Genomic DNA, 21,289 nt, shown 5'->3' on the forward strand with positions numbered 1-21,289 from the left:
ACGGCACTCCGGCGCTGCTGCGACGCGGCGTGCGCCGTCACTCTACGGTGCCTCCCGGTACCCCCGGCAACCCGAGGTGCGGGGTGTGCTGCGGGCACGGACTCTGGCAAGCTGCCCGCGTGTTCGATACGTCCGTTCCGCTCGCCGACGTCCGTGCCCGCTACGACCGGGCCACGGCGGGCCTCGAGGCGCCGCTGGCCGTCGTGGACCTGGACGCCTTCGACGCCAATGCCGCCGATCTGGAGCGCCGGGCCGGCGGCCTGCCGTTGCGGGTGGCGAGCAAGTCGGTGCGCTGCCGGGCCCTGCTGGAGCGGGTCCTGGCCCGTGACGGCTTCTCCGGGGTGATGGCGTTCACGCTGGCGGAGGCGCTGTGGCTGGCCCGCTCCGGGGTCGACGACGTGCTGCTGGCGTACCCGTCCGCGGACCGCGGCGGCTTCGCCGCACTGGCCTCCGACCCGGCTCTGGCCGCCGCGGTGACGGTGATGGTGGACGACCCGGCGCAGCTGGACCTCATCGACGCGGCCCGTTCCGGCGGACGTGAACGGGTGCGGGTCTGTCTGGAACTCGACACGTCGCTGCGGCTGTTGGGCGGGAGGCTGCGCGTCGGGGCGCGCCGTTCCCCGCTGCACTCCCCCACCGGGCTGACGGAGGCGGCCCGTACGGTGCTGCGCCGCCCGGGGTTCGCCCTGGTGGGGCTGATGGGGTACGAGGGCCATGTGGCGGGCGTGGGGGACGCCGTGCCCGGGCGCCCGCTGCGCAGCAGGGGCATACGGCTGATGCAGGCGACCGCCCGGCGGGAGCTGGCCCGGCGCCGCGCGGAGGCGGTCCGGGCGGTGCGGGAGGTGGCCCCCGGCCTGGAGTTCGTCAACGGCGGCGGCACCGGCAGCGTGCAGCACACCGCGGCGGAGCCGGCCGTGACGGAGGTCGCCGCGGGCTCCGGACTCTTCACCCCGCGCCTCTTCGACTCCTACACCTCCTTCACCGGCCGCCCGGCGGCGCTGTTCGCGCTGCCGGTGGTGCGGCGGCCCGGTACCGGCGTGGTGACCGTCCTCGGGGGCGGCTACCCGGCCTCCGGCGCGGCGGGAACGGACCGGCTGCCGCAGCCGTACCTGCCCGGCGGGCTGCGCTACGACCCGATGGAGGGCGCGGGAGAGGTGCAGACCCCGCTGCTGGGAACGGCGGCGGACGACCTGCGGATCGGGGACAGGGTGTGGTTCCGCCACGCGAAGGCGGGCGAGCTGTGCGAACGCTTCGACTGCCTGCACCTGATCGAGGGCGACCGGGTGACCGCGTCCGTCCCCACCTACCGGGGCGAGGGCCGGACCTTCCTCTGAGCGGCCGCGGCTGTTCCGTCCCCGACGTCGTGTCAGATCGACTCGTTGCTGTCGTCGTCGACGACCGAGCCCTTCTCCACGCCCTCGAGCAGTTCGTCGAGGACGTCCGTCGAGGGGGCCTCGTCGTGGATGTCCAGGCCGGCCCGCAGGACGAGCATCTGTCCGCTGCCGTCCGGGTGCGGGAAGGCCACCGACTCCACGTAGGCGTCCGGGTCCTCTTCGTTGTCGATCTTCCAGCGGACGAGGTGGCCGTTCTGGCCGGCGACTTCGACCGCCTGGGAGGCGACCTCCTCGTGCGAGGTGATGCCGCCGTAGTAGTCAGCGCCGTAGGAGGAGTCGGCGTTGGCCTCGATGTCGGCCTTGGCGACGGTCTCCGGGTCGCCGTCCTCCGGGGTGACGTACACGGCCGCGCCGGCCCGTACGCAGCGCTCCCGCTTCAGCGGGCAGCTGTAGGGGGTGGTGTTGACGGCGGCGCCGTAGGTGCCGTCGACCCGGGTCCAGCCGGACGGCAGCGGCAGCTTGACGCCGCTCGCGAGCGGCAGGCGCTCCTCACCCGGCGCGGGCGGGGACCCGTCGTCGTCCGGTCCGGTGCTCTCCTCCGTCCCCGGGGGTCCGCTGGACGCGGACGGCGCGGGGCCGTCGGCACGCCCGCCCTTCTCCCCGCCGACGAGCACGGCGCCCACGACGATCGCGAGGACCACGGCGACGGCCGCGACGATGCCCGCCACCAGGGGCCCCTTCGGCTTGCCCTGGGGGTACGGCGGCGGGAACCCCCCGGCCGCGCCGTGCTGTTGCGCGGAGCCGCCCTGCGGCGGGTATCCGGGCGGCACGGGGCCGGCGGAGGCGGCGCGGCGGTGTTCCGTCCACGCCGCGCCGTCCCACCAGCGCTCCGGGGCGGGGCCGAAACCTGTGTGCCCGGGGTCTGGGTACCAGCCGGGCGGAGTCGTCGTGCTCACCCTCAGCACACTAGGGCAACACCTGTGCGAACCGAACCGCCGTGCGGTACCGGTGCCGTCACAACGGTGTCACATACGCTCCGGAGATCCCCCCGTCGACGAGGAAGTCGGTGGCGTTGACGAACGAGGAGTCGTCGCTGGCGAGGAAGGCCACCGCGGCGGCGATCTCCTCGGCCTCGGCGAACCGTCCGACGGGCACGTGCACCAGCCGGCGCTGCGCCCGCTCCGGGTCCTTCGCGAACAGCTCGCGCAGCAGCGGGGTGTTGACCGGCCCGGGGCAGAGCGCGTTGACCCGGATGCCCTCCCGGGCGAACTGCACGCCCAGTTCCCGGGACATGGCCAGCACGCCGCCCTTGGACGCGGTGTAGCTGATCTGCGAGGTGGCGGCGCCCATCACGGCGACGAACGACGCGGTGTTGATGATCGACCCGCGTCCCTGCCGGCGCATGTAGGGCAGCGCCGCGCGGCAGCACAGGTAGACGGAGGTGAGGTTGGTCTGCTGCACCCGCTGCCAGGCGTCGAGGCCGGTGGTGAGGATGGAGTCGTCGTCCGGCGGCGAGATGCCCGCGTTGTTGAAGGCCACGTCGACCGAGCCGTACCGCTCGTGGGCGGCGGCGAACAGCGCCTCGACCGCGGCCTCGTCGGTGACGTCGGTCTCGACGAAGAGCCCGCCGGTCTCCTCGGCGGCGGCCTTGCCGCGTGCGGAGTCCAGGTCGGCGCACACCACGTGCGCGCCCTCGGATGCCAGTCGGCGCACCGCGGCGAGTCCGATGCCGCTGCCCGCTCCGGTGACGACGGCGGTGCGGCCGACCAGCCTGCGGCAGACGGGCGCCTGCGCGGTGCCGGCGGGGGTGGTGGCTTCGGTCACGTGAGCTCCTCGGTGTTCAGGAAGACGTTCTTGGTCTCGGTGAAGGCCTCCAGCGCGCCGGGGCCGAGTTCGCGGCCGAGCCCGGAGAGCCGGTAGCCGCCGAAGGGGGTGGAGTAGCGCACGCTGCTGTGCGAGTTGACCGAGAGGTTCCCGGCGGCGACGCCGCGCGAGACGCGCAGCGCGCGCCCGAGGTCGCGGGTCCACACCGAGCCGGACAGGCCGTACGGCGTGGCGTTGGCGAGCCGGATCGCGTCCGCCTCGTCGTCGAAGGGCAGCACCACGGCGACCGGTCCGAAGATCTCCTCGGTCGCGGTCCGGTCGGTCTCGCCGGCCTCCAGCACGGTCGCCGGGTACCAGAATCCGGGGCCTTCGGGGGCCTCGCCGCGGATGAGGGCGGGCGCGTCACGCGGCACGTAGGAGGCGACGCGGTCGCGTTGCGCCGCGGAGATCAGCGGGCCCATCTGTGTGGCGGGGTCGGCCGGATCGCCGACGGTGAAGCCCTTCACCGCGGGCTCGAGGAGCTCGAGGAAGCGGTCGTGGACGCTGCGCTGGACGAGGATGCGGCTGCGGGCGCAGCAGTCCTGGCCGGTGTTGTCCAGGAACGAGCCGGGGGCGGCGGAGGCGGCGCGTTCGACGTCGGCGTCGGCGAAGACGATGTTGGGGCTCTTGCCCCCGAGCTCCAGGGTCACCGGTTTGACCTGCGCCGCGCACGCGGCCATCACGCTCCTGCCGACCTCGGTGGAACCGGTGAAGACGACCTTGGCGACGTCCCGGTGGCGCACCAGCGCCGCTCCGGCGACCTCGCCCGCGCCGGGGACGACCTGGAACAGGTGCTCGGGCAGCCCGGCCTCCAGGGCGAGTTCGGCCAGGCGGAGAGCGGTGAGCGGCGTCGCCTCGGCCGGTTTGAGGAGGACGGCGTTCCCGGCGGCCAGGGCGGGGGCGGTGCCCCAGGCCGCTACGGGCATGGGGAAGTTCCACGGAGCGATGACGGCGACGACGCCGAGGGGTTCGGCGAAGGTGACGTTCACGCCGCCGTCGACCGGGATCTGGCTGCCGGTCAGGCGCTCCACGCCGCCCGCCGCGTAGTCGAGGAGGTCGCGTACGTTGCCCGCCTCCCAGCGGGCGTTGCCCACCGGGTGCCCGGCCTCGCGCACCTCCAGCAGCGCCAGCTCCTCGAGGTGCTGGTCGACCACGGCGGCGAAGCGGCGCAGCAGGCGGGCGCGGTCGGCGGGGGCGAGGGCCGCCCACCGGCACTGGGCGGCCCTCGCGCGCCGCACCGCCTGGTCGATCCCTGTCTCCGTGGTCGCGGGGACCGTCGCGACGCGTTCCCCGGTCGCCGGGTCGAGGACGTGGTGTTCGGCGGCCGCGGGCCGGCCGGCCCGGCGGTCGTCCTGGTCGTTCGGCTGCAAGCGGTGCCTCACATGCGTTCGAAGGAGCGGAAGCGTTCCCAGTCGGTCACGGCGGCGTCGTACGCCTGGAGTTCGACGCGGGCCGCGTTGGCGTAGTGCCGGACGACGTCGTCGCCGAAGGCGTCACGGGCGAGGGCGCTGCCCTCCCACAGTCCGGCGGCCTCGCGGAGGGTCGCGGGCACGTGGTCGGCGTCGCCGGTGTAGGCGTTCCCGGTGCATGCGGCGGGGAGTTCGAGGGCCTCGTCCACCCCGTGCAGTCCGGCGGCGATCATCCCGGCGACGGCCAGGTAGGGGTTGACGTCGCCGCCGGGCACCCGGTTCTCCATGCGGTGCGAGCCGCCGTGGCCGACGACCCGGTAGGCGCAGGTGCGGTTGTCGGGGCCCCAGGCGACGGCGGTGGGGGCGAAGGAGCCGGGCTGGAAGCGCTTGTAGGAGTTGATGTTGGGGGCGTAGAGGAAGGTGAACTCGCGCAGTGCCGCGAGCTGGCCGGCGAGGAAGCGCCGCATCACCTCGGACATGCCGTCGGGCCGGTCGTCGTCGGCGAGTACGGGAGCGCCGTCGGCGTCCCGCAGGGACAGGTGGATGTGGCAGGAGTTGCCCTCGCGCTCGTCGTACTTGGCCATGAAGGTGAGCGCCCGGCCCTCCTGGGCGGCGATCTCCTTGGCTCCGGTCTTGTACACGACGTGCTGGTCGCAGGTGGTGAGGGCGTCGGTGTAGCGGAAGGCGATCTCGTGCTGGCCGAGGTTGCACTCGCCCTTGGCGGACTCGACGGTCATGCCGGCTGCGCCCATCTCGTTGCGGATGCGGCGCAGCAGCGGCTCCACGCGTCCGGTGCCGAGCACGGAGTAGTCCACGTTGTACTGGTTGGCGGGGGTCAGGCCGCGGTACGCGCTGTTCCAGGCGTCCTCGTAGGTGTCCTGGAAGACCATGAACTCCAGTTCGGTGCCGACGTGCGCGGTCCAGCCGCGTGCGGCGAGCCGGTCGAGCTGACGGCGCAGGATCTGCCGCGGCGAGGCGGTCACGGGGGCGCCGTCGTGCCAGGCCAGGTCGGCGGTGATCATGGCGGTGCCGGGGTTCCAGGGGACGCGGCGCAGGGTGCCGTGGTCGCCGTGCATGGCGAAGTCGCCGTAGCCGCGCTCCCAGGAGGACATCTCGAAGCCGTCGACGGTGTTCATCTCGGCGTCCACGGCCAGTAGGTAGTTGCAGCCCTCGGTGCCGTGGTCGAGCACCTCGTCGAGGAAGAAGCCCGCGGCGAAGCGCTTCCCCTGGAGTCTGCCCTGCATGTCGGTGAAGGCGAGGACCACGGTGTCGATCCGGCCCTCCTGGACGAGCCATCGCAGCTCGTCCACGGAGAGCGGGGGCGTGGGGTCTGCCACGGTAGGGCCTCCTGCCGTCTCGCCTGGGTCGTCCGGGCTTCTTAAGGTAGGACACGAGACCATTGCTGGGGAAGTGGGGACGATGAACGATTCGGTGAGCGGGCCGGGCGCCGGAACCGCGCGCACGGGAGATCCGCTGGCGCCGGTTCTGCGCCCGGTGCGGGCGGGCAACGGCTTCGAGGAGGCGCTGGAGCAGATACTCCAGGTCCTGCGGCTCGGTCTGATTCCCGCCGGCGGGCGGCTCCCGGCCGAACGCGAACTCGCCGAACGGCTGGGGGTGAGCCGGGTGACGCTCCGCGAGGCGCTGCGCGTGCTCACCGACGAGGGCCTGGTGGAGAGCCGCCGCGGACGGTACGGCGGCACGTTCGTCTGCGATCCGCCGGAGGGCGGCGGACCGCCGGCCGCGCTGGACGCGGCAGGCCTGGAGGACGCGCTGCGGTTCCGGGAGGTACTGGAGGCGGGCGCCGCCGAGCTGGTCGCCGCACGGGGGCTGACCGGCGAGGACGAACGACGGCTCCGAGCGGCACTGGACGCCACCCGGGACGCCGCACTCGGCGACTACCGGCGGCAGGACACCCTGCTGCACCTCACCCTGGTCGAACTCGCCGGCTCGGCCACCCTGACCGCGCAGTACGCGGCGGCCCGCGCCACGCTCAACGACCTGCTGGGCCGCATCCCGCTGCTGGTGCGCAACCTGGAACACGCCCAGCAGCAGCACACCGCGCTGGTCGAGGCCGTCGCCGCGGGCGACCCGGAGGCCGCCCGCGCCGTCGCCCGCGAGCACTGCGCCGGCACCGCCGCGCTGCTGCGCGGCTTCCTGCTGTAGCAGCCCGCGGCGGCGGCCGCGAGCCGTTCGGCGGGCCGGTCCGTGGCAGGTTGCGTCACGGGTCTTGCGCGGGGACCGGGACGGCGCAATGGTATGGGGTCACACCAATGACGTCGTACGTACGCGGGAGATGCTCATGGCCGAGGACACCGGACTGCGCGGCCGGGACACCGGCTCCCCCGCGCCGGCCTCCGAGGAGGCGTATCTGCAACGCCGCACCCTGCGCCGGGGCAGCGCCGGATGGCTGCTGCTCACCGGGCTGGGCGTGGCCTACGTGGTCTCCGGGGACTACGCCGGCTGGAACTTCGGGCTGGCCGAGGGCGGCTTCGGCGGACTCGCCGTCGCCACCGTGCTGATGGGCGTGATGTACGCCTGCATGGTGTTCTCGCTGGCCGAGCTGTCCTCGATCCTGCCCACCGCCGGGGGCGGTTACGGCTTCGCCCGTCGGGCCCTGGGCACCTGGGGCGGGTTCCTGACCGGCACGGCCATCCTCATCGAGTACGTCCTGGCGCCGGCCGCCATCTCGGTCTTCATCGGCGGCTACGTCGAGTCGCTGGGGCTGTTCGGCCTGGAGTCGGGCTGGCCGGTGTACCTGGCGTGCTTCGTGCTGTTCACGGGCGTGCACCTGTGGGGCGTGGGCGAGGCGCTGCGGTTCAGCTTCGTGGTCACGGGCATCGCGGTGGCCGCGCTGCTGGTGTTCTGCATCGGGGCGCTCACCCACTTCGACGGCGGGTCGCTGAACGACATAGCCGTGGACTCCTCCGCCTTCGGCTCCGGGTCGTGGCTGCCGTACGGGCTGCTCGGCATCTGGGCGGCGTTCCCGTTCGGCATGTGGTTCTTCCTGGGCGTGGAGGGTGTGCCGCTGGCGGCGGAGGAGGCAAAGGACCCGGAGCGGACGCTGCCACGGGCGATGGCGGCGGCCATCGGCATCCTGGTGCTGCTGGCGCTGCTCACGCTGCTGCCCGCCGCCGGGGCAGCGGGATCGGACGCCCTCAAGGACGCCGACAACCCGCTGGTCGCGGCGCTGGAGACGGCGACCGGCGGCGACCCCACGACGCTGAGCCGGGTCGTCAACTACGCGGGCCTGGCGGGCCTGGTCGCGTCGTTCTTCTCACTGATCTACGCCGGCTCGCGGCAGCTGTTCGCCCTGTCCCGGGCGGGCTACCTGCCCCGCTTCCTGTCGCTGACCAGCCGCCGCAAGGCCCCCTACCTGGGGCTCATCGTGCCCGCGGCCATCGGCTTCGGGCTGGCGGCGGCCACCGGCGACGGGGCCCGCATGCTGAACATCGCCGTCTTCGGCGCGGCGGTCTCCTACGTGCTGATGTCGCTCTCGCACATCGTGCTGCGCCGCCGGGAGCCGGGCCTGCACCGGCCGTACCGCACGCCGGGCGGCGTGTGGACCTCCTCGGTCGCCTTCGTGCTGGCGTGCTCCGCGGTGGTGGCGACGTTCCTCGTCGACCCGACGGCCGCGGGGATCGCGCTGATCCTGTACGTCGTGGCGGTGGGCTACTTCGCCTTCTACAGTCGGCACCGGCTGGTGGCCGGCGCACCCGAGGAGGAGTTCGCCGCCCTGGCCGAAGCAGAGGCCGAGCTGGAAAAGGGATAGTCGTACACATGGCACCTCCGCTGATCGGTGTGAGCACCTACCTGGAACCGGAAGCACGGTGGGGTGTGTGGCGGCTGCCCGCCGCCCTGCTGCCGGCCGGGTACCACCAGCTGGTGCAGGCCGCCGGCGGACTCGCCGCGCTGCTCCCCCCGGACTCCGGCCCGCACGCGGCCGACGCCGCCGTGGCCCGTCTGGACGGCCTGGTCGTCGCGGGCGGCCCCGACGTCGAGCCCCTCCGGTACGGCGCGGAGCCGGACCCGCGGACCGGTCCCCCGGCCTGGGAGCGCGACGCGTGGGAGCTGGCGCTGATCGACGCCGCGCTGGAGTGCGGGGTACCGCTGCTCGGCATCTGCCGGGGCATGCAGCTGCTCAACGTCGCCCGCGGGGGCACTCTCGTCCAGCACCTGGACGGCCACGCCGGGGAGCCGGGGGTGTTCGGCACGCACGCCGTCACGCCCGTTGCCGGCACCCGGCTCGCCCGCGCGCTGGAGGGCCCGGTCGTCGTGCCCACCTACCACCACCAGGCGGTACGGCGGCTCGGTTCCGGCCTGGTGGCGTGCGCGCACGCCGAGGACGGCACCGTGGAGGCGGTGGAGATGCCCGGCGCCAGCGCCTGGACCCTGGGCGTGCAGTGGCACCCGGAGGCGGCGGGGACCGACCTGCGGGTGATGCGGGCCCTGGTGAAGGAGGCCGCCCGCCGGCAGGAACGGCAGTCCGGGCTCGCGGGGCGGGCCCGGCACGAGTGGCAGACGCAGCGCTGACGGCCGCACTGCCGGGCCCCGCCGGGGCGCGGTGTGTGCGGCGCCGGCGGTCCGGCCCCGCGCTGCCTCAGCCCAGGGCCTCGCGCACGGCGCCGGCAAGCACTCCGGGCGCCTCGGTCAGCGACGGCCCGTACCAGGTGAGATGCCGTCCGTCGACCAGGGCCGCGGGTAGCCCGGGGAAGGCCTCCGGCCCGTCGTCGGCGGCGAACGCGTACGGCTCGTCGGGCAGCACGACGAGGTCGGCGGCCCGGGGGTCGGCCAGTTCGGGCAGCGGGACGCGCGGATAGCGCTCGGGGTGGCCCGCGTAGCGGTTGCGTACCCCGAGGTGGGCGAGGACCGCCCCGGCGAAGGTGTCCCGGCCCAGCACCATCCACGGCCGGCGCCACACGGGCACCACCGCCACCGCGTCGAACTCGGCGCGCACCTCCGCCCACGCCGCCTCCGCCTCGTCCAGCCACGCGGGACGGGGCAGACCGCAGCCGTCGACCAGGGCGCGGTGCAGTTCGCCGAACGCCTGCGGCACGCTGCGGACCTCGGTGACCAGCACGCCGATCCCGGCGGCCCGCAGCGCCTCGAGGTCGGCCGGGCGGTTCTCCTCCTCGTTGGCCAGCACCAGGTCGGGTTCCAGGGCGGCGATCCGCTCCAGGTCCGGATTCTTGGTGCCGCGCACCCGCGCGACGTCCAGGCCGGCGGGGTGACTGCACCAGTCGGTGGCGCCGACCAGCAGGTCCGGGCCGGACGCCGCCACCGCCTCGGTCAGCGACGGGACCAGCGAGACGACGCGCCGTACGGCGGCGGGGGGAGTCATGGGGGCACGGTAGCCGAGGGTGCGGGTCCGCCCCGCTGTCGGCGGCATGCGGCATCATCGGGACGTGACCACACCACGGCTGATGCTCCTCGACACCGCCTCGCTGTACTTCCGGGCCTACTTCGGGGTTCCGGACTCGGTCCGGGCCCCGGACGGCACGCCCGTGAACGCGGTGCGCGGTCTGCTGGACTTCATCGCCCGGCTGGTGCAGGACCACCGGCCGGACGAACTGGTCGCCTGCATGGACTTCGACTGGCGCCCGCAGTGGCGGGTGGACCTCATCCCCTCCTACAAGGCGCACCGCGTGCTGGAGGAGACGGAGACGGGCAGCCCCGACACCGAGCAGGTGCCGGACACCCTCTCCCCGCAGGTCCCGGTCATCGACGACGTGCTGGACGCGCTGGGCATCGCCCGGATCGGCTCGGACGGGTACGAGGCGGACGACGTCATCGGCACCCTGACCGCCCGCGCCGCCGGGCCGGTGGACATCGTCACCGGCGACCGCGACCTGTTCCAGCTGATCGACGACGCGCGCGGGGTGCGGGTTCTCTACCCGGTCAAGGGCATGGGCAACCTCGCCGCGTTCGACGAGGCGGCGCTGCGGGAGAAGTACGGCGTGGACGGGCCGGGGTACGCCGCCCTGGCGACGCTGCGCGGCGACCCGAGCGACGGCCTTCCCGGCGTGCCCGGCGTCGGGGAGAAGACCGCCGCGAAGCTGCTGACGGCCTACGGCGACCTGGCCGGCATCGAGGCCGCCGCCGCGGACCCGAAGTCGAAGATCACCCCGGCGCAGCGCCGCAGGCTCCAGGAGGCCGCGCCGTATCTGGCGGTGGCGCCGAAGGTGGTCCGGGTCGCGGACGACGTGCCGCTGCCCGGTTTCGACGCCACCCTGCCGGACGAGCCGCACGACGCGACGGCGCTGCTCGCCCTGGACGAGCGCTGGGGGCTGCGCAGTTCACTCAACCGCGTGCTGTACGCGCTCCAGCGGTGAGGGGCGGGCCGGTCACGGTTCCAGCGGCCCGCGCGGGCACTGCCACGTCCGTACCGTGACCGGGTTGCAGCGCACCGGGCCCTGGCCGCGCGGAAGTTCGGCGACGTAGTCGGAGCCGTAGCGCGCGGCGAGCCCGGGCACGGGGAAGTCCGTGCTGACCATCTGCGCCCCGGAGGACAGGGCGTCCCGCAGCATGCGGTCCTCTCCGCTGGTCGCCTGGTCGAGCGGCACGTCCGAGCGGGTCCGCACGAAGTAGCCCCGCCGCACCAGGTCGCGGATGACGGCCTTGTTGCCGCCGGTCGGGTCGTTCACCTTCATGAACGCGGCGTCCGCCCGTCCCGGTTCGGAGTCGGTGAACAGCACCCGGCCCTGGAGGCTCTCCCGCCCGCCGGCCCGGTAGGCGTCCTGGAGCTCCTGGTCGTCGTTGTCCATCAGGAACATCACCTTGCCGCGCGCCGCGGACAGCCGGGGCCAGCCGTGCCGGAGGACGGACTCCTCCAGGGTCTCGCCGCGGCGCCGGACGTCGTCGGGGGTCACGGTCGTACGGTCGGGGAAGACCCGGCGGATCGCGGCGTCCAGCGCGTCGAGCATGGCCGTGTCCCACGGCGGGCTGACCGCTCCCCCGCGTTCCTCCAGCCGCGGGTCGGTCTGCTTCAGCTCCAGGAGGACCGGGACGGTGACGTGCCGCGGATGGCGCTGCGACCACTCCTTCACCTGCGTCAGGCAGCCGGTGAGGGTGATGCACGAGGTGCGGTAGTCGAAGTCCGCCCAGTGCAGGACCTTGAAGCCGGGCTCGTGCCAGGCCGGATCCTCCGGCGGCGGCAGACCGGCGGCCCTGCGGATCAGCGGGTCCGCGTACAGGCCGCCCTCCGGGTCGGGGAAGACGTCGAGTTCGATGCCGCGCACCCGCTGGCGGGCGAACTGCTGCGGCAGCGAGGCGTGGCTGTAGAGCAGCGTGCGGAAGTTCGGGTCGTTCGCCTCCATGACCTTCTGCTCGGCGAACGACACCTCACGGTGGTAGCTGTTGTGCGTGGCCATGGCCTGGATCTGGTTGAGCCGCAGGTCGTGGCCGCGCCGGTCGTCGCCGTCGGGGCGTGCGTGCGCCGCCGAGGTGAGCGTCGCCACGGCGGCGACGGCGACCGCGGCGGCGAGCCATCGACGGAACCGGTTCCCGGGCACGTTCCTGACGGGGTGTCTGCGCACTGCTCGCCTCCGGTGGGAGCGGGACGGACGGGACGCAGACAACATGCCGCCGGCCCGGCGGGCGGTCAACCACGCCTGCCGGGCCGGTGGTCGGACGGACGCGGAACGTCAGCCGACGGAGGTGTACGCGACGACGCCGCGCAGCATCGCCTCGATCGCGCGCCGCGCGTTCTTCGCCACCGTGCCGCCCTCGGGTGCCGCCGCGGCGAGCTGCCCGAGGACGTCGAGGACCTGCTTGCACCAGCGCACGAAGTCGCCGGCGGGCATGTCGGTCTCGCGCAGCACCGCGTCCAGGCCGTGCCCGTCCGCCCACTGGTAGGCCGCCCACGCGAAGCCCAGGTCCGGTTCGCGCTGCCCGACGCCCTCGGTCGCGCTGACGCCGTGCTGCTCCTCCAGCGCGTCGAGCCGGCCCCAGATGCGCACCATCTCGCCCAGCGCGGCCTTCACCCGGCCGCCGCCCGGCAGCTGCGGCGGCATGGCGTCGTCGGCCGCCCGCGACTCGTACACCAGGGCGGACACGCAGGCGGCGAGCTCGGCGGGCGGCAGGCCCTCCCACACGCCCTCGCGCAGGCACTCCGAGGCCAGCAGGTCCAGCTCGCCGTACAGCCGGGCCAGCCGCCTCCCGTCGTCGGTGACCTGGTCGCCGTGCAGGTAGTCCAGCTCCGACAGCAGGGCGTAGACCCGGTCGAAGGTGCGGGCGATGGTGTTCGTCCGCCCCTCGATGCGCCGCTCGAGCTGCCGGGTGTCGCGGCGCAGCCGGTGGTACCGCTCCGCCCACCGGGCGTGGTCCTCGCGCTCGTCGCACCCGTGGCAGGGGTGGCGGCGCAGGTCGGCCCGCAGCCGGGCGATCTGCTCGTCGTCGGCCGCCCCCGAGCGCTGACGGCGGTGCCGCTGCGGCTCGTAGTGGCCGGCCTTGGTGCGCAGCGCGGACGCCAGATCGCGCCGCGACTGCGGGCTGCGCGCGTTGAACGACTTCGGCACCCGCATCCGTTCCAGCGGCTCCACGGGGACCGGGAAGTCGAGTGCGGCCAGCCGTTTGACCTGCCGCTGCGCGGTCAGCACCAGCGGGCGTGGCCCGTCGTACTGCTCGAAGCCGCGCCGGTGGCCGGGGCTGCGCCCGGCGCCCGTGCCCGGGTCCAGCACCAGCGCGAGGCCGGCGAACTTGCCGGTGGGCACGTGGATGATGTCCCCGGCCTTCAGCTTCTCCAGGGCGGCCGCGGCCTGGGCGCGGCGCTGCGCGGCGCCCTGCTTGGCCAGCTCCGTCTCACGGTCCTTCAGCTCGCGGCGCAGCCGCGCGTACTCGTCGAAGTCGCCGAGGTGGCAGGTCATCGAGGCGCGGTAGCCCTCCAGGCCCTCCTCGTTGCGCTGCACCTGGCGGGAGATGCCGACGACGGAGCGGTCCGCCTGGAACTGGGCGAAGGAGGTCTCCAGCAGCTCCCGGGAGCGGTGCCGGCCGAACTGGGAGACCAGGTTGACCGCCATGTTGTACGACGGCTTGAACGACGACCGCAGCGGGTACGTGCGCGCGCCGGCGAGCCCGGCCAGGGCGCCGGGGTCCATGCCGCGCTGCCACAGCACCACGGCGTGCCCCTCCACGTCGATGCCGCGCCGGCCCGCACGTCCGGTGAGCTGCGTGAACTCGCCGGGGGTGATGTCGGCGTGCTGCTCGCCGTTCCACTTGACCAGCTTCTCCAGCACCACCGACCGGGCCGGCATGTTGATGCCCAGCGCCAGGGTCTCGGTGGCGAAGACGGCCTTCACCAGCCCGCGGACGAACAGTTCCTCGACGACCTCCTTGAAGGTCGGCAGCATGCCCGCGTGGTGGGCGGCGACGCCGCGTTCCAGGCCCTCCAGCCACTCGAAGTAGCCCAGGACGTGCAGGTCCTCGTCGGGGATGTCCGCGGTGCGCTCCTCGACGAGTTCCCGGACCCGGGCGCGCTCGGCGGGGCCGTTGAGCCGGAGCCCGGCCGCCAGGCACTGCTGGACGGCGGCCTGGCAGCCGGCCCGGCTGAAGATGAACGTGATCGCCGGGAGGAGGCCCTGTGCGTCGAGGCGATCGATGACCTCGGGCCGGCTCGGCGTCCAGATCCGGGCACGCTGCCGCCGCTCGCGCTCCCGGTCCGCCTCCCGCTTGGGACGGCCGTTGCGGCGGCGGTCGCGGGAGGAGAGGGGGCGGCTGTTCTCCATCCGCGCCATCCGCACCAGGTCCGGGTTGACCTTCTTGCGGTCGCCCTTCTCCTCGAACAGGTCGTACATCTTCCGCCCGGCGAGGACGTGCTGCCACAGCGGGACGGGGCGGTGCTCGGAGACGATCACCCGGGTGTCGCCGCGCACGGTGTCCAGCCAGTCGCCGAACTCCTCGGCGTTGGACACCGTCGCGGAGAGCGACACCAGTGTCACCGACTCGGGCAGGTGGATGATCACTTCCTCCCACACGGCGCCGCGGAAGCGGTCGGAGAGATAGTGGACCTCGTCCATCACGACGTAGCCGAGGCCGAGCAGGGCCCGCGAGCCCGCGTAGAGCATGTTGCGCAGGACCTCGGTGGTCATCACGATCACCGGCGCGTCGCCGTTGACGCTGTTGTCGCCGGTGAGCAGGCCGACCTGCTTCGGCCCGTAGCGCGCGACGAGGTCGTTGTACTTCTGGTTGGACAGCGCCTTGATCGGCGTGGTGTAGAAGCACTTGCGGCCCTGCGTGAGGGCCAGGTGGACGGCGAACTCGCCGACGATCGTCTTGCCGGAGCCGGTCGGCGCCGCGACCAGCACTCCCTTGCCGGCTTCGAGGGCTTGGCACGCCTCGATCTGGAAGTCGTCCAGGCCGAAGTCGTACAGGTCACGGAACGGGGCGAGAGCGGTGGCCTGCTCCTCGGCCCGCTTGCGGGCCGCGGCGTACCGCTCTGCGGGGGACAGATCCTCGGTCATCGTGCTCCCGAGCCTACCGGCCACCCCCGACAGCGATCGATCTTATTGCGGCAGCAGGAGGCGCGCGGCGCCCGGCACGCTCCGGACCGTGAGCGGCAGCGGGCCCGCGGGCTCCCCGTCGGCGTACCCGGTGACGCCCTCGGCCTCCAGGGTGAGGGTGCGCACCCGGTGGACGGTGACCGAGGGGTGGCTCAGGTGGGTGCCCTTGTAGACGCGGGGGAAGACCCGGAGCAGCGTGGTGCGGCTGCACTCCCCCACCACGGTGACGTCGAGGAGGCCGTCGTCGAGCGCGGCGCCGGAGCATATGCGCATGCCGCCGCCGTAGCTGGGCCCGTTGCCCACGGCGACCAGGGTGGCGGCGACCTCCTGCGGCGTGCCGTCGTCGAGGGTGAGCCGGTAGCGGACGGGCCGGAGCGCGGCGAGTTCGGCGAGCATCGCCAGGTCGTAGCGGCGGGGTCCGGTGGGCCACCGCATCCGGTTCGCCCGGTCGTTGACGCGGGAGTCGAACCCGGAGGCGAGCACGCACCCGAACAGGCGTTCCGTACCGTCGGCGCGGGTCACCCGGCCCAGGTCGACAGGCCGGGTCCGGCCCGCCTTGAGGGCGTCGGCGAAGAGGCGGCCGGCCGCGCCCGGGTCCCGCACGGGCAGGCCGGTGGCGCGGGCGAAGTCGTTGCCGGTGCCCACGGCGACCACCCCCAGCGGCGTGCCGGTGCCCGCGACGGCCTGGAGCGCGAGGTTGGCCATGCCGTCGCCGCCGACGGCGATGAGGGCGCCCGTCCCCTCGGCGACGGCCTCCCGGGCGCGGCGCAGCGCGTCGGGGGCGTCGACGCCGACGACGGTGCGGACGGAGAAGCCGGCGCCGCGCAGCGCGTCGGCGGCGGGCTGCGCAGCCTGCGCTCCGCGGCCGCGCCCGGCGGTCGGGTTCACGAGGAGGGTGATCTCGCTGGTCACCCGCCGGACACTAGCGCGTCAGGTGGCGTCGCCGTAACCGTCGGGACGGCGGTCGTCGCCCGCCTCCGGGGTGTCGTCGCCCAACGGCGCTGCGGCGGCGACCGGCTCCGGCGCGTGCTCCAGCTCCGACGCCTCGTCGTCGTCCAGGCCCCGGTACGGGTCGTTCCGCTCGCGCCGCCGGTCGTTGAGCAGCGCGACACCGACGGCGCCGAAGTAGAGCAGCACGATCGGCGCGGCGAGTGCCCCCATGGTGAGCGGGTCGCCGGTCGGGGTGGCGACGGCCGAGAAGACCGTGATGCAGACGACCATGATCCGCCACCAGCCGAGCATCTGCCGTCCGGTGACGAGCCCGCCCATGTTCATCATGACCAGGACGAGGGGCAGCTCGAAGGCGAGGCCGAAGACGAGCACCAGCCGCGCGATGATGTCGACGAAGTCCCCCAGGTCGATGAGGTTGTTCGTGCCTTGGGGCGTGAACCCGATGAGCGCTTCCGCCGCGGTGGGCAGGATCAGGTAGGCGATGTAGGCGCCCGCCAGGAAGAGGGGGACGCCGGTGCAGACGAAGGCTCCGGCGTACTTCTTCTCGTGACGGTGGAGACCGGGCGCCAGGAAGCCCCAGAACTGGTAGAGCCAGATGGGCGAGGCGAGGACGACGCCGACGGTCAGGGCGATCTTCAGCATGACCGTGAAGGGTCCGACCAGGCCGTTGATCGTGAGGTTCGCGCAGGCCTCACGGGTCGCCGACGCGCCGAAGCCCTCCTCACAGCCGATGCGGTCCAGCATCGGCTCGGTGAGGAAGTCCGCGACCTGCTCGTAGAAGACCATGCCGAGGACGGTCACGGCCAGGATCGCCAGGACCGCCTTCATCAGGCGGTTCCGCAGCTCCCGCAGATGCTCCACGAGAGGCATCCGGCCCTCGGGATCCTTCGGCTGATTACCCTGTTTGCGGGCGGACTTGAGCAACCCGTGTCCTCGTCAGTCAGTTGTGCCGCACGGACGACCGTGCGGGCTGCCAGGGGGTCAGTTCTGCTGGGACTGCTTGGCCTGCTCGCTCACCGGACGCGAGCTGCTGACGTCGCCGGGTGCCGCCTGGATCGTCTTGGGCGCGGGCTGCTGCGCCTCGGCGTTGCCGTCCTTGTCGCCGTCACCGCCGCCGTCGCCGCCGTCCTTCTTCATGGCCTTGGCCTCGCTCTTGAGGATGCGGGCCGACTTGCCGAGGGACCGGGCCATGTCCGGAAGCTTCTTGGCCCCGAACAGCAGCAGGATGACCAGTACGATCAGCACGATCTCCATGGGCCTCAGGTTGGGCATGTCTCACTACCTTCTCGCGGGGACAGCGTGTGTCCTGTTGCCTGCCGTATGTGTCGGACTGGCTGGTCTGCTGCACACGATCGTAACCCTGAGGAGTGAACACGAGGCAATGCCCGTGCATCCTCCACCTTCCGGGCCGCGACCGGAACGGCAGCAGCTACCAAGCCTACCGCCGAAGACCCCGGCCGCAGGAGGCCGCCGCATGCTCCAGGTCGTCGGCGGCCCGGGCGATGCGCTCGGAGCCGTCTCCGACGGCCCTGGCGAACCGCCGCACCTCCAGCCCGACGCGGACGGCGAGGACTCCCAGGACGGCGGTCCCGGCGAAGGCGAGCGCGAGGAAGAGCATCGGCCACAGCATGCCGGCGAGCCTAGTCCGTCCGGCCGACACCGCCTCACTCGCCGTAGGCCGCGAGCGCGGCGCGGGCGGCTTCCCGGGCGCTCTCGGCCAGCTCGCGCGGCGCGGTGATGCGGCCGTCCCGCCCGAGCCGCAGGGCCAGCCTCCGCAGCGAGGCGGGGTCGGGGGTGCGCAGAGTGATCCGCAGGCCGCCGTCGGGCAGCTCCTCGGCGCTGTCGTGCGGGTAGTACTCGGCGACCCAACGGCCGCCGGGCGAGACCTCGACGACGACCTCCGGGTCGTCCGGGGCGGGCTGCACCAGGCCCTCGGACAGGTCGCGGGGGGTGATCGGCGGCGGGTCGGCGGACTCGTCCAGCAGCCGGATCTCCGCGACCCGGTCGAGCCGGAAGGTGCGCCGGGCCTCGCTGCGGCGGCACCAGGCCTCCACGTAGGTGTGTCCCACGGCGAAGAGGCGGATGGGGTCGATCTCCCGCTCGGTGAGCTCGTCCCGGGCCGGCGAGTAGTACCGCAGCCACACCCGGCGCCGCTCGGCGATGGCCCGGTCGACGTCGGCGAAGACGCCGCCCTCGGACTCGAAGGTGACCGACAGGCGGGCGCTGGCGCCGGCACTCTCCCCCGCCGCCGCCTCCAGCTTCGCGGTCGCGCGCAGCAGCGCCTCCCGGTCGCTCTCCCGCAGCCCGGGGAGGGTGGCGACCGCGCGGGCCGCGACCAGCAGCGCGGTGGCCTCGTCGGCGGCGATCCGCAGCGGCTCGGCGACGTCGTCGGCGTTGCGCCACCAGATCCGCTCGCCGTCGGTGTCGATCTCCAGCAGGTCGCCGCCCCGGAAGCTGGTGCCGCACATGGGCAGCACGTCCAGGTCGCCGATCAGCTCGTCGACGCTGATGCCGAAGGCGCGGGCGACGTCCTCCACGCGGGCGCCGGGCCGGTCCCGCAGATAGGTGACCAGCGACAGCATCCGCCGGGTCTGGTCGATGGCGTTGGTCGCCACGTCTCTCCTCGACTCCCCTCAGCCCTTGGCGACGGCACGCAGCCGGTCGACCACGTCCGCCCGCAGCTCGGCGGGCTCCAGTACGACGACGTCCGGGCCGAACTCGACGAGCCAGGCGTCGAGTCCGTGCCCGTACGGGATCTCCAGCTCGTCCCAGCCGCCGTCCGTCTCCCGGATCGCGCCGACCGCACGGGCGCGCAGCGGGTAGCCGCTCTCGCGGCGCAGCCGGATGCGGGCGCGGCCGGTGGCGGACTCCCCCGCCCAGCGCTCCACGGCCTCCCGCACCGTCACCTGATCGGGGACGGGCGCGGAGAACGCGGCGGCGCGGGAACGGACGGGGCCGGTGATGCGGGAGAGGCGGAAGACGCGTTCGGCGCCGCGGTCCCGGTCGTGCCCGGCCAGGTACCAGTGGCCGCGCCAGCACTCCAGGGTCCACGGTTCGACGCTGCGCCGCTCGGGCCGGGCGGCGTTGGAGCGCCGGTAGTCGAAGACGACGAGGCGGCGGTCGCGGCAGGCCAGCATCAGCGGTTCGAAGGCGGTCTCGCGGGCCGGGATGCGCGGTTCGAGGGTGCTGTGCGGGTGCGGGTCGCCGTAGCCGCCGTCCTCCCCGGCCTGCGGCATGCCGCCGGCGGCGCGCAGCTTGTGCAGGGCTCCGCTGGCCGCTCCGGCGAGCCGGGCCTGCTGCCAGACGCGGGCGGCGAGACCGAGGGCGGTGGCCTCGGCGGCGTCCAGGGTGACGGGCGGCAGTCGGTTGCTGTCACGCCGGGCGAGGTAGCCGGTCTCGCCGTCGACGTTGTCGACGGTGTCGATGACGAGGCCGAGCTCGCGCAGGTCGTCCTTGTCGCGCTCGAACATGCGGTTGAAGGCGTCGTCGCCGGCCGCTTCGAGGTAGGCCTCGATGGACGCCCGCAGTTCACGCTTGGACAACGGACGCCGGGCTCCCAGCAGGCACAGCGCCAGGTTCATCAGCCGCTCGGCCTTGGCAATCGCCATGGAACCCTTGCCTCTCTCATGCAACTTGAGGCTACGAACGTACCGCTCTTCGGGGCGTGGGACCAAAGCCGAAGGGCTGCGGGAAGCCGCGTGGGCCCCCGCCGCGGCGGGGGCCCACAGGGTCGTACGCGAGGTGTCCTCAGACGGCGACCAGGTCGCAGACGAAGATCAGCGTCTCGCCCGGCTTGATACGGCCGCCGCCGGCGCCCGCGTCGCCGTAGGCGAGGTGCGCGGGAATGGTCAGCCGCCGCCGGCCGCCGACCTTCATGCCCTGCACGCCGCGGTCCCAGCCGGCGATGACCTGGCCGGCGCCGAGCTGGAACTGCAGCGGCTTGCCGCGGTTCCAGCTGGCGTCGAACTCCTCACCGGTGGAGAAGGAGACGCCGACGTAGTGCACGGAGACGTTGTCCCCGGCCTTGGCCTCGGGGCCGTCGCCCTCCCAGATGTCCCGGATCTCCAGGTCGGCGGGGGGCTCGCCCTCGGGGAAGTCGACCTCGGGCTTGTCGATGCTCACGAAACTGCTCCTGTGAAACGAATCCGTCCTTGACAACCGTCCCAGTGTGGCAGACGCGTGATCACTGGACCTTCATGATGTCCACGACCATCACCACGTCGTTCGCCTGCTTCTGCTGCTCCTTGGGGAACTCGCTCTTCGGCACCACGATCAGCACCCGGCTGCCGACGGTCTGGCCGACCAGGCCCTTCTCCCAGCCCGGCATCTGGCCGACGGGGATCTCCTGCGGGCCACGCGGCATCTGCGCCGCCGGGTTGCCCTCCCAGGTGCTGATCTCCGACTCGGGCTTGTTCCACTCGACGGCGCGGTAGTTGACCAGGACGGTGTCCTTCGCCGTGACCTTCTCGCCGGTGCCCTCGATGATCGGCCGGCTGACGAGCTCGCCGGGCGCCTCAGCGTCCCCGGGGATGGTGACCTTCGGCGCCTTCGCGTCCGTGTTGGTGCCGACCGTGGGCAGCGCGGAGTCGTCCTGCGGGACCTTCTCGCCCTTCGGCGCCATCGGCACCGATTCCTTGATGTCGATGGTGAAGACCAGCGTGTCGCCCTTGCCGATGGCGCTGCCCTGCGGCGGATTGTCGCCGTAGGCCAGCTCCGGCGGGATCACCAGCTCGACGCGGCTGCCGACGGTCTTCCCTACGAGGCCCTTGTCCCAGCCCTCGATGACACCGCCGGTACCGATCGGGAAACCGGACGGCAGCTTGCGCTGGTAGCTGTCGTCGAAGGGCTTGCCCTTCCACGTCTGCCCCGCGTAGTGGGCGGTGATGAAGTCCGCCTTCTGGACCGTGCGGCCGTCGCCCTCCTCGAGGACCTTGACCTTGAGCTTCCCGGGAGGGTCACCGACCCCGGCATCGATCTCGGGCTTCTTCTTGCCGTCCTCCCAGGACACGGCGGGCACGGCGCCCGGCGTCCCGGAGTCGTCACCGCCGCAGGCGGCGGCCGAGGCGATGAGCAGGGGCACGGCCAGGGCCGCGACGAAGCGGCGGGCAGTCGTGGAGCGCGTCATGTGGTCACTCTTGGAGGTAGGGGGTCCCGGCACGAGCCGGGCATCGAGACCCCAGCCTACGACTCCGCCGGCATCAGCCGGGGGCGCACGACACGGTGAATCACGCCCGCTGTG

20 protein-coding genes are annotated in these 21,289 nt (G+C 73.4%); 5 read left to right on the forward strand and 15 right to left on the reverse strand.

Translation table 11 applies throughout. The annotated features are described in order from the left end of the window. The first annotated feature begins 119 nt into the window (after window positions 1-119). Complete coding sequence (locus RM572_RS10455; protein ID WP_311672985.1) at window positions 120-1,334, forward strand: amino acid deaminase/aldolase; 1,215 nt, start codon at window positions 120-122, stop codon at window positions 1,332-1,334. 32 nt (window positions 1,335-1,366) lie between these two features. Here RM572_RS10455 and RM572_RS10460 read toward each other — a convergent pair whose 3' ends face one another. From RM572_RS10460 to RM572_RS10475, 4 genes are read right to left on the reverse strand one after another with little or no spacing between them, the layout of a single operon-like run. After that, window positions 1,367-2,290 carry a DUF2510 domain-containing protein gene (locus RM572_RS10460; RefSeq protein WP_311672986.1) on the reverse strand — a complete coding sequence of 308 codons (924 nt, stop codon included), beginning with the start codon at window positions 2,288-2,290 and terminating at the stop codon, window positions 1,367-1,369. Window positions 2,291-2,348: 58 nt separating this feature from the next. Then, window positions 2,349-3,158 carry a 3-oxoacyl-ACP reductase gene (locus RM572_RS10465; protein WP_027762716.1) on the reverse strand — a complete coding sequence of 270 codons (810 nt, stop codon included), beginning with the start codon at window positions 3,156-3,158 and terminating at the stop codon, window positions 2,349-2,351. Then, window positions 3,155-4,567, reverse strand: a complete 1,413-nt coding sequence (locus tag RM572_RS10470; protein ID WP_311672987.1) for an aldehyde dehydrogenase family protein — start codon at window positions 4,565-4,567, stop codon at window positions 3,155-3,157. Before RM572_RS10470 ends, RM572_RS10465 begins: the two co-directional genes overlap by 4 nt. 8 nt (window positions 4,568-4,575) lie before the next feature. Continuing rightward, window positions 4,576-5,943, reverse strand: a complete 1,368-nt coding sequence (locus RM572_RS10475; RefSeq protein ID WP_311672988.1) for a glutamine synthetase family protein — start codon at window positions 5,941-5,943, stop codon at window positions 4,576-4,578. Between the two features lie 82 nt (window positions 5,944-6,025). On the opposite strand from RM572_RS10475, the gene RM572_RS10480 reads away from it, so the two are divergent. The 3 genes from RM572_RS10480 (at window position 6,026) to RM572_RS10490 (ending at window position 9,136) form a co-directional block, all read left to right on the forward strand. Then, window positions 6,026-6,769 carry a FadR/GntR family transcriptional regulator gene (locus RM572_RS10480; RefSeq protein WP_311672989.1) on the forward strand — a complete coding sequence of 248 codons (744 nt, stop codon included), beginning with the start codon at window positions 6,026-6,028 and terminating at the stop codon, window positions 6,767-6,769. Window positions 6,770-6,905: 136 nt separating this feature from the next. Continuing rightward, the gene (eat, locus tag RM572_RS10485) at window positions 6,906-8,375 is read left to right on the forward strand and encodes an ethanolamine permease (protein ID WP_311672990.1); all 1,470 of its coding nucleotides are present in this window, start codon (window positions 6,906-6,908) and stop codon (window positions 8,373-8,375) included. Window positions 8,376-8,383: 8 nt separating this feature from the next. Next, complete coding sequence (locus RM572_RS10490) at window positions 8,384-9,136, forward strand: gamma-glutamyl-gamma-aminobutyrate hydrolase family protein (RefSeq protein ID WP_311672991.1); 753 nt, start codon at window positions 8,384-8,386, stop codon at window positions 9,134-9,136. A 67-nt stretch (window positions 9,137-9,203) separates the two neighbouring features. On the opposite strand, the gene RM572_RS10495 is transcribed toward RM572_RS10490, so the two are convergent. Beyond that, window positions 9,204-9,944, reverse strand: coding sequence for a helical backbone metal receptor (locus tag RM572_RS10495; protein WP_311672992.1), 741 nt, complete (start codon window positions 9,942-9,944; stop codon window positions 9,204-9,206). Window positions 9,945-10,026: 82 nt separating this feature from the next. Here RM572_RS10495 and RM572_RS10500 point away from each other — a divergent pair, with 82 nt between their 5' ends. Then, entirely contained in the window at window positions 10,027-10,935 is a 909-nt protein-coding gene (locus RM572_RS10500; protein ID WP_311673086.1) for a 5'-3' exonuclease, read from the forward strand. Between the two features lie 12 nt (window positions 10,936-10,947). Here RM572_RS10500 and RM572_RS10505 read toward each other — a convergent pair whose 3' ends face one another. The 10 genes from RM572_RS10505 to RM572_RS10550 form a co-directional block, all read right to left on the reverse strand. Further along, window positions 10,948-12,114, reverse strand: a complete 1,167-nt coding sequence (locus RM572_RS10505; protein WP_311672994.1) for a phosphatidylinositol-specific phospholipase C1-like protein — start codon at window positions 12,112-12,114, stop codon at window positions 10,948-10,950. Window positions 12,115-12,246: 132 nt separating this feature from the next. Next, window positions 12,247-15,060 (reverse strand): DEAD/DEAH box helicase, encoded by a 2,814-nt coding sequence (locus RM572_RS10510; protein ID WP_311672995.1) that lies wholly within the window; start codon window positions 15,058-15,060, stop codon window positions 12,247-12,249. A gap of 42 nt (window positions 15,061-15,102) precedes the next feature. Beyond that, complete coding sequence (locus tag RM572_RS10515; protein WP_311672996.1) at window positions 15,103-16,011, reverse strand: diacylglycerol kinase; 909 nt, start codon at window positions 16,009-16,011, stop codon at window positions 15,103-15,105. A gap of 18 nt (window positions 16,012-16,029) precedes the next feature. Then, window positions 16,030-16,920, reverse strand: a complete 891-nt coding sequence (gene tatC, locus RM572_RS10520) for a twin-arginine translocase subunit TatC (protein ID WP_394813574.1) — start codon at window positions 16,918-16,920, stop codon at window positions 16,030-16,032. A 111-nt stretch (window positions 16,921-17,031) separates the two neighbouring features. Then, window positions 17,032-17,322 (reverse strand): Sec-independent protein translocase subunit TatA, encoded by a 291-nt coding sequence (gene tatA / locus RM572_RS10525; protein WP_027762726.1) that lies wholly within the window; start codon window positions 17,320-17,322, stop codon window positions 17,032-17,034. 166 nt (window positions 17,323-17,488) lie between these two features. Continuing rightward, window positions 17,489-17,680: a hypothetical protein gene (locus RM572_RS10530; protein WP_311672998.1), complete on the reverse strand. Its 192-nt coding sequence runs from the start codon at window positions 17,678-17,680 to the stop codon at window positions 17,489-17,491. A 34-nt stretch (window positions 17,681-17,714) separates the two neighbouring features. Beyond that, entirely contained in the window at window positions 17,715-18,665 is a 951-nt protein-coding gene (locus RM572_RS10535; protein ID WP_311672999.1) for a helix-turn-helix transcriptional regulator, read from the reverse strand. 18 nt (window positions 18,666-18,683) lie between these two features. Further along, window positions 18,684-19,658: a helix-turn-helix transcriptional regulator gene (locus RM572_RS10540; protein WP_311673000.1), complete on the reverse strand. Its 975-nt coding sequence runs from the start codon at window positions 19,656-19,658 to the stop codon at window positions 18,684-18,686. Between the two features lie 139 nt (window positions 19,659-19,797). After that, window positions 19,798-20,172: an FKBP-type peptidyl-prolyl cis-trans isomerase gene (locus tag RM572_RS10545; protein WP_027762730.1), complete on the reverse strand. Its 375-nt coding sequence runs from the start codon at window positions 20,170-20,172 to the stop codon at window positions 19,798-19,800. Between the two features lie 61 nt (window positions 20,173-20,233). Beyond that, entirely contained in the window at window positions 20,234-21,175 is a 942-nt protein-coding gene (locus tag RM572_RS10550) for an FKBP-type peptidyl-prolyl cis-trans isomerase (RefSeq protein ID WP_311673001.1), read from the reverse strand. Between the last annotated feature and the right edge of the window lie 114 nt (window positions 21,176-21,289).

The organism is Streptomyces hazeniae (genome assembly GCF_031845485.1).
GTDB classification, from domain to species: Bacteria; Actinomycetota; Actinomycetes; order Streptomycetales; family Streptomycetaceae; genus Streptomyces; species Streptomyces hazeniae.

Bases quoted from the DNA above. Each gene is read 5' to 3' on its own strand.
- RM572_RS10480 (WP_311672989.1), top strand. From the start codon at position 6,026: ATGAACGATTCGGTGAGCGGGCCGGGCGCCGGAACCGCGCGCACGGGA.
- eat (WP_311672990.1), top strand. From the start codon at position 6,906: ATGGCCGAGGACACCGGACTGCGCGGCCGGGACACCGGCTCCCCCGCG.
- RM572_RS10490 (WP_311672991.1), top strand. From the start codon at position 8,384: ATGGCACCTCCGCTGATCGGTGTGAGCACCTACCTGGAACCGGAAGCA.
- RM572_RS10495 (WP_311672992.1), bottom strand. From the start codon at position 9,944: ATGACTCCCCCCGCCGCCGTACGGCGCGTCGTCTCGCTGGTCCCGTCG.
- RM572_RS10500 (WP_311673086.1), top strand. From the start codon at position 10,027: ATGCTCCTCGACACCGCCTCGCTGTACTTCCGGGCCTACTTCGGGGTT.
- RM572_RS10510 (WP_311672995.1), bottom strand. From the start codon at position 15,060: ATGACCGAGGATCTGTCCCCCGCAGAGCGGTACGCCGCGGCCCGCAAG.
- tatC (WP_394813574.1), bottom strand. From the start codon at position 16,920: ATGCCTCTCGTGGAGCATCTGCGGGAGCTGCGGAACCGCCTGATGAAG.
- tatA (WP_027762726.1), bottom strand. From the start codon at position 17,322: ATGCCCAACCTGAGGCCCATGGAGATCGTGCTGATCGTACTGGTCATC.
- RM572_RS10530 (WP_311672998.1), bottom strand. From the start codon at position 17,680: ATGCTGTGGCCGATGCTCTTCCTCGCGCTCGCCTTCGCCGGGACCGCC.
- RM572_RS10540 (WP_311673000.1), bottom strand. From the start codon at position 19,658: ATGGCGATTGCCAAGGCCGAGCGGCTGATGAACCTGGCGCTGTGCCTG.
- RM572_RS10550 (WP_311673001.1), bottom strand. From the start codon at position 21,175: ATGACGCGCTCCACGACTGCCCGCCGCTTCGTCGCGGCCCTGGCCGTG.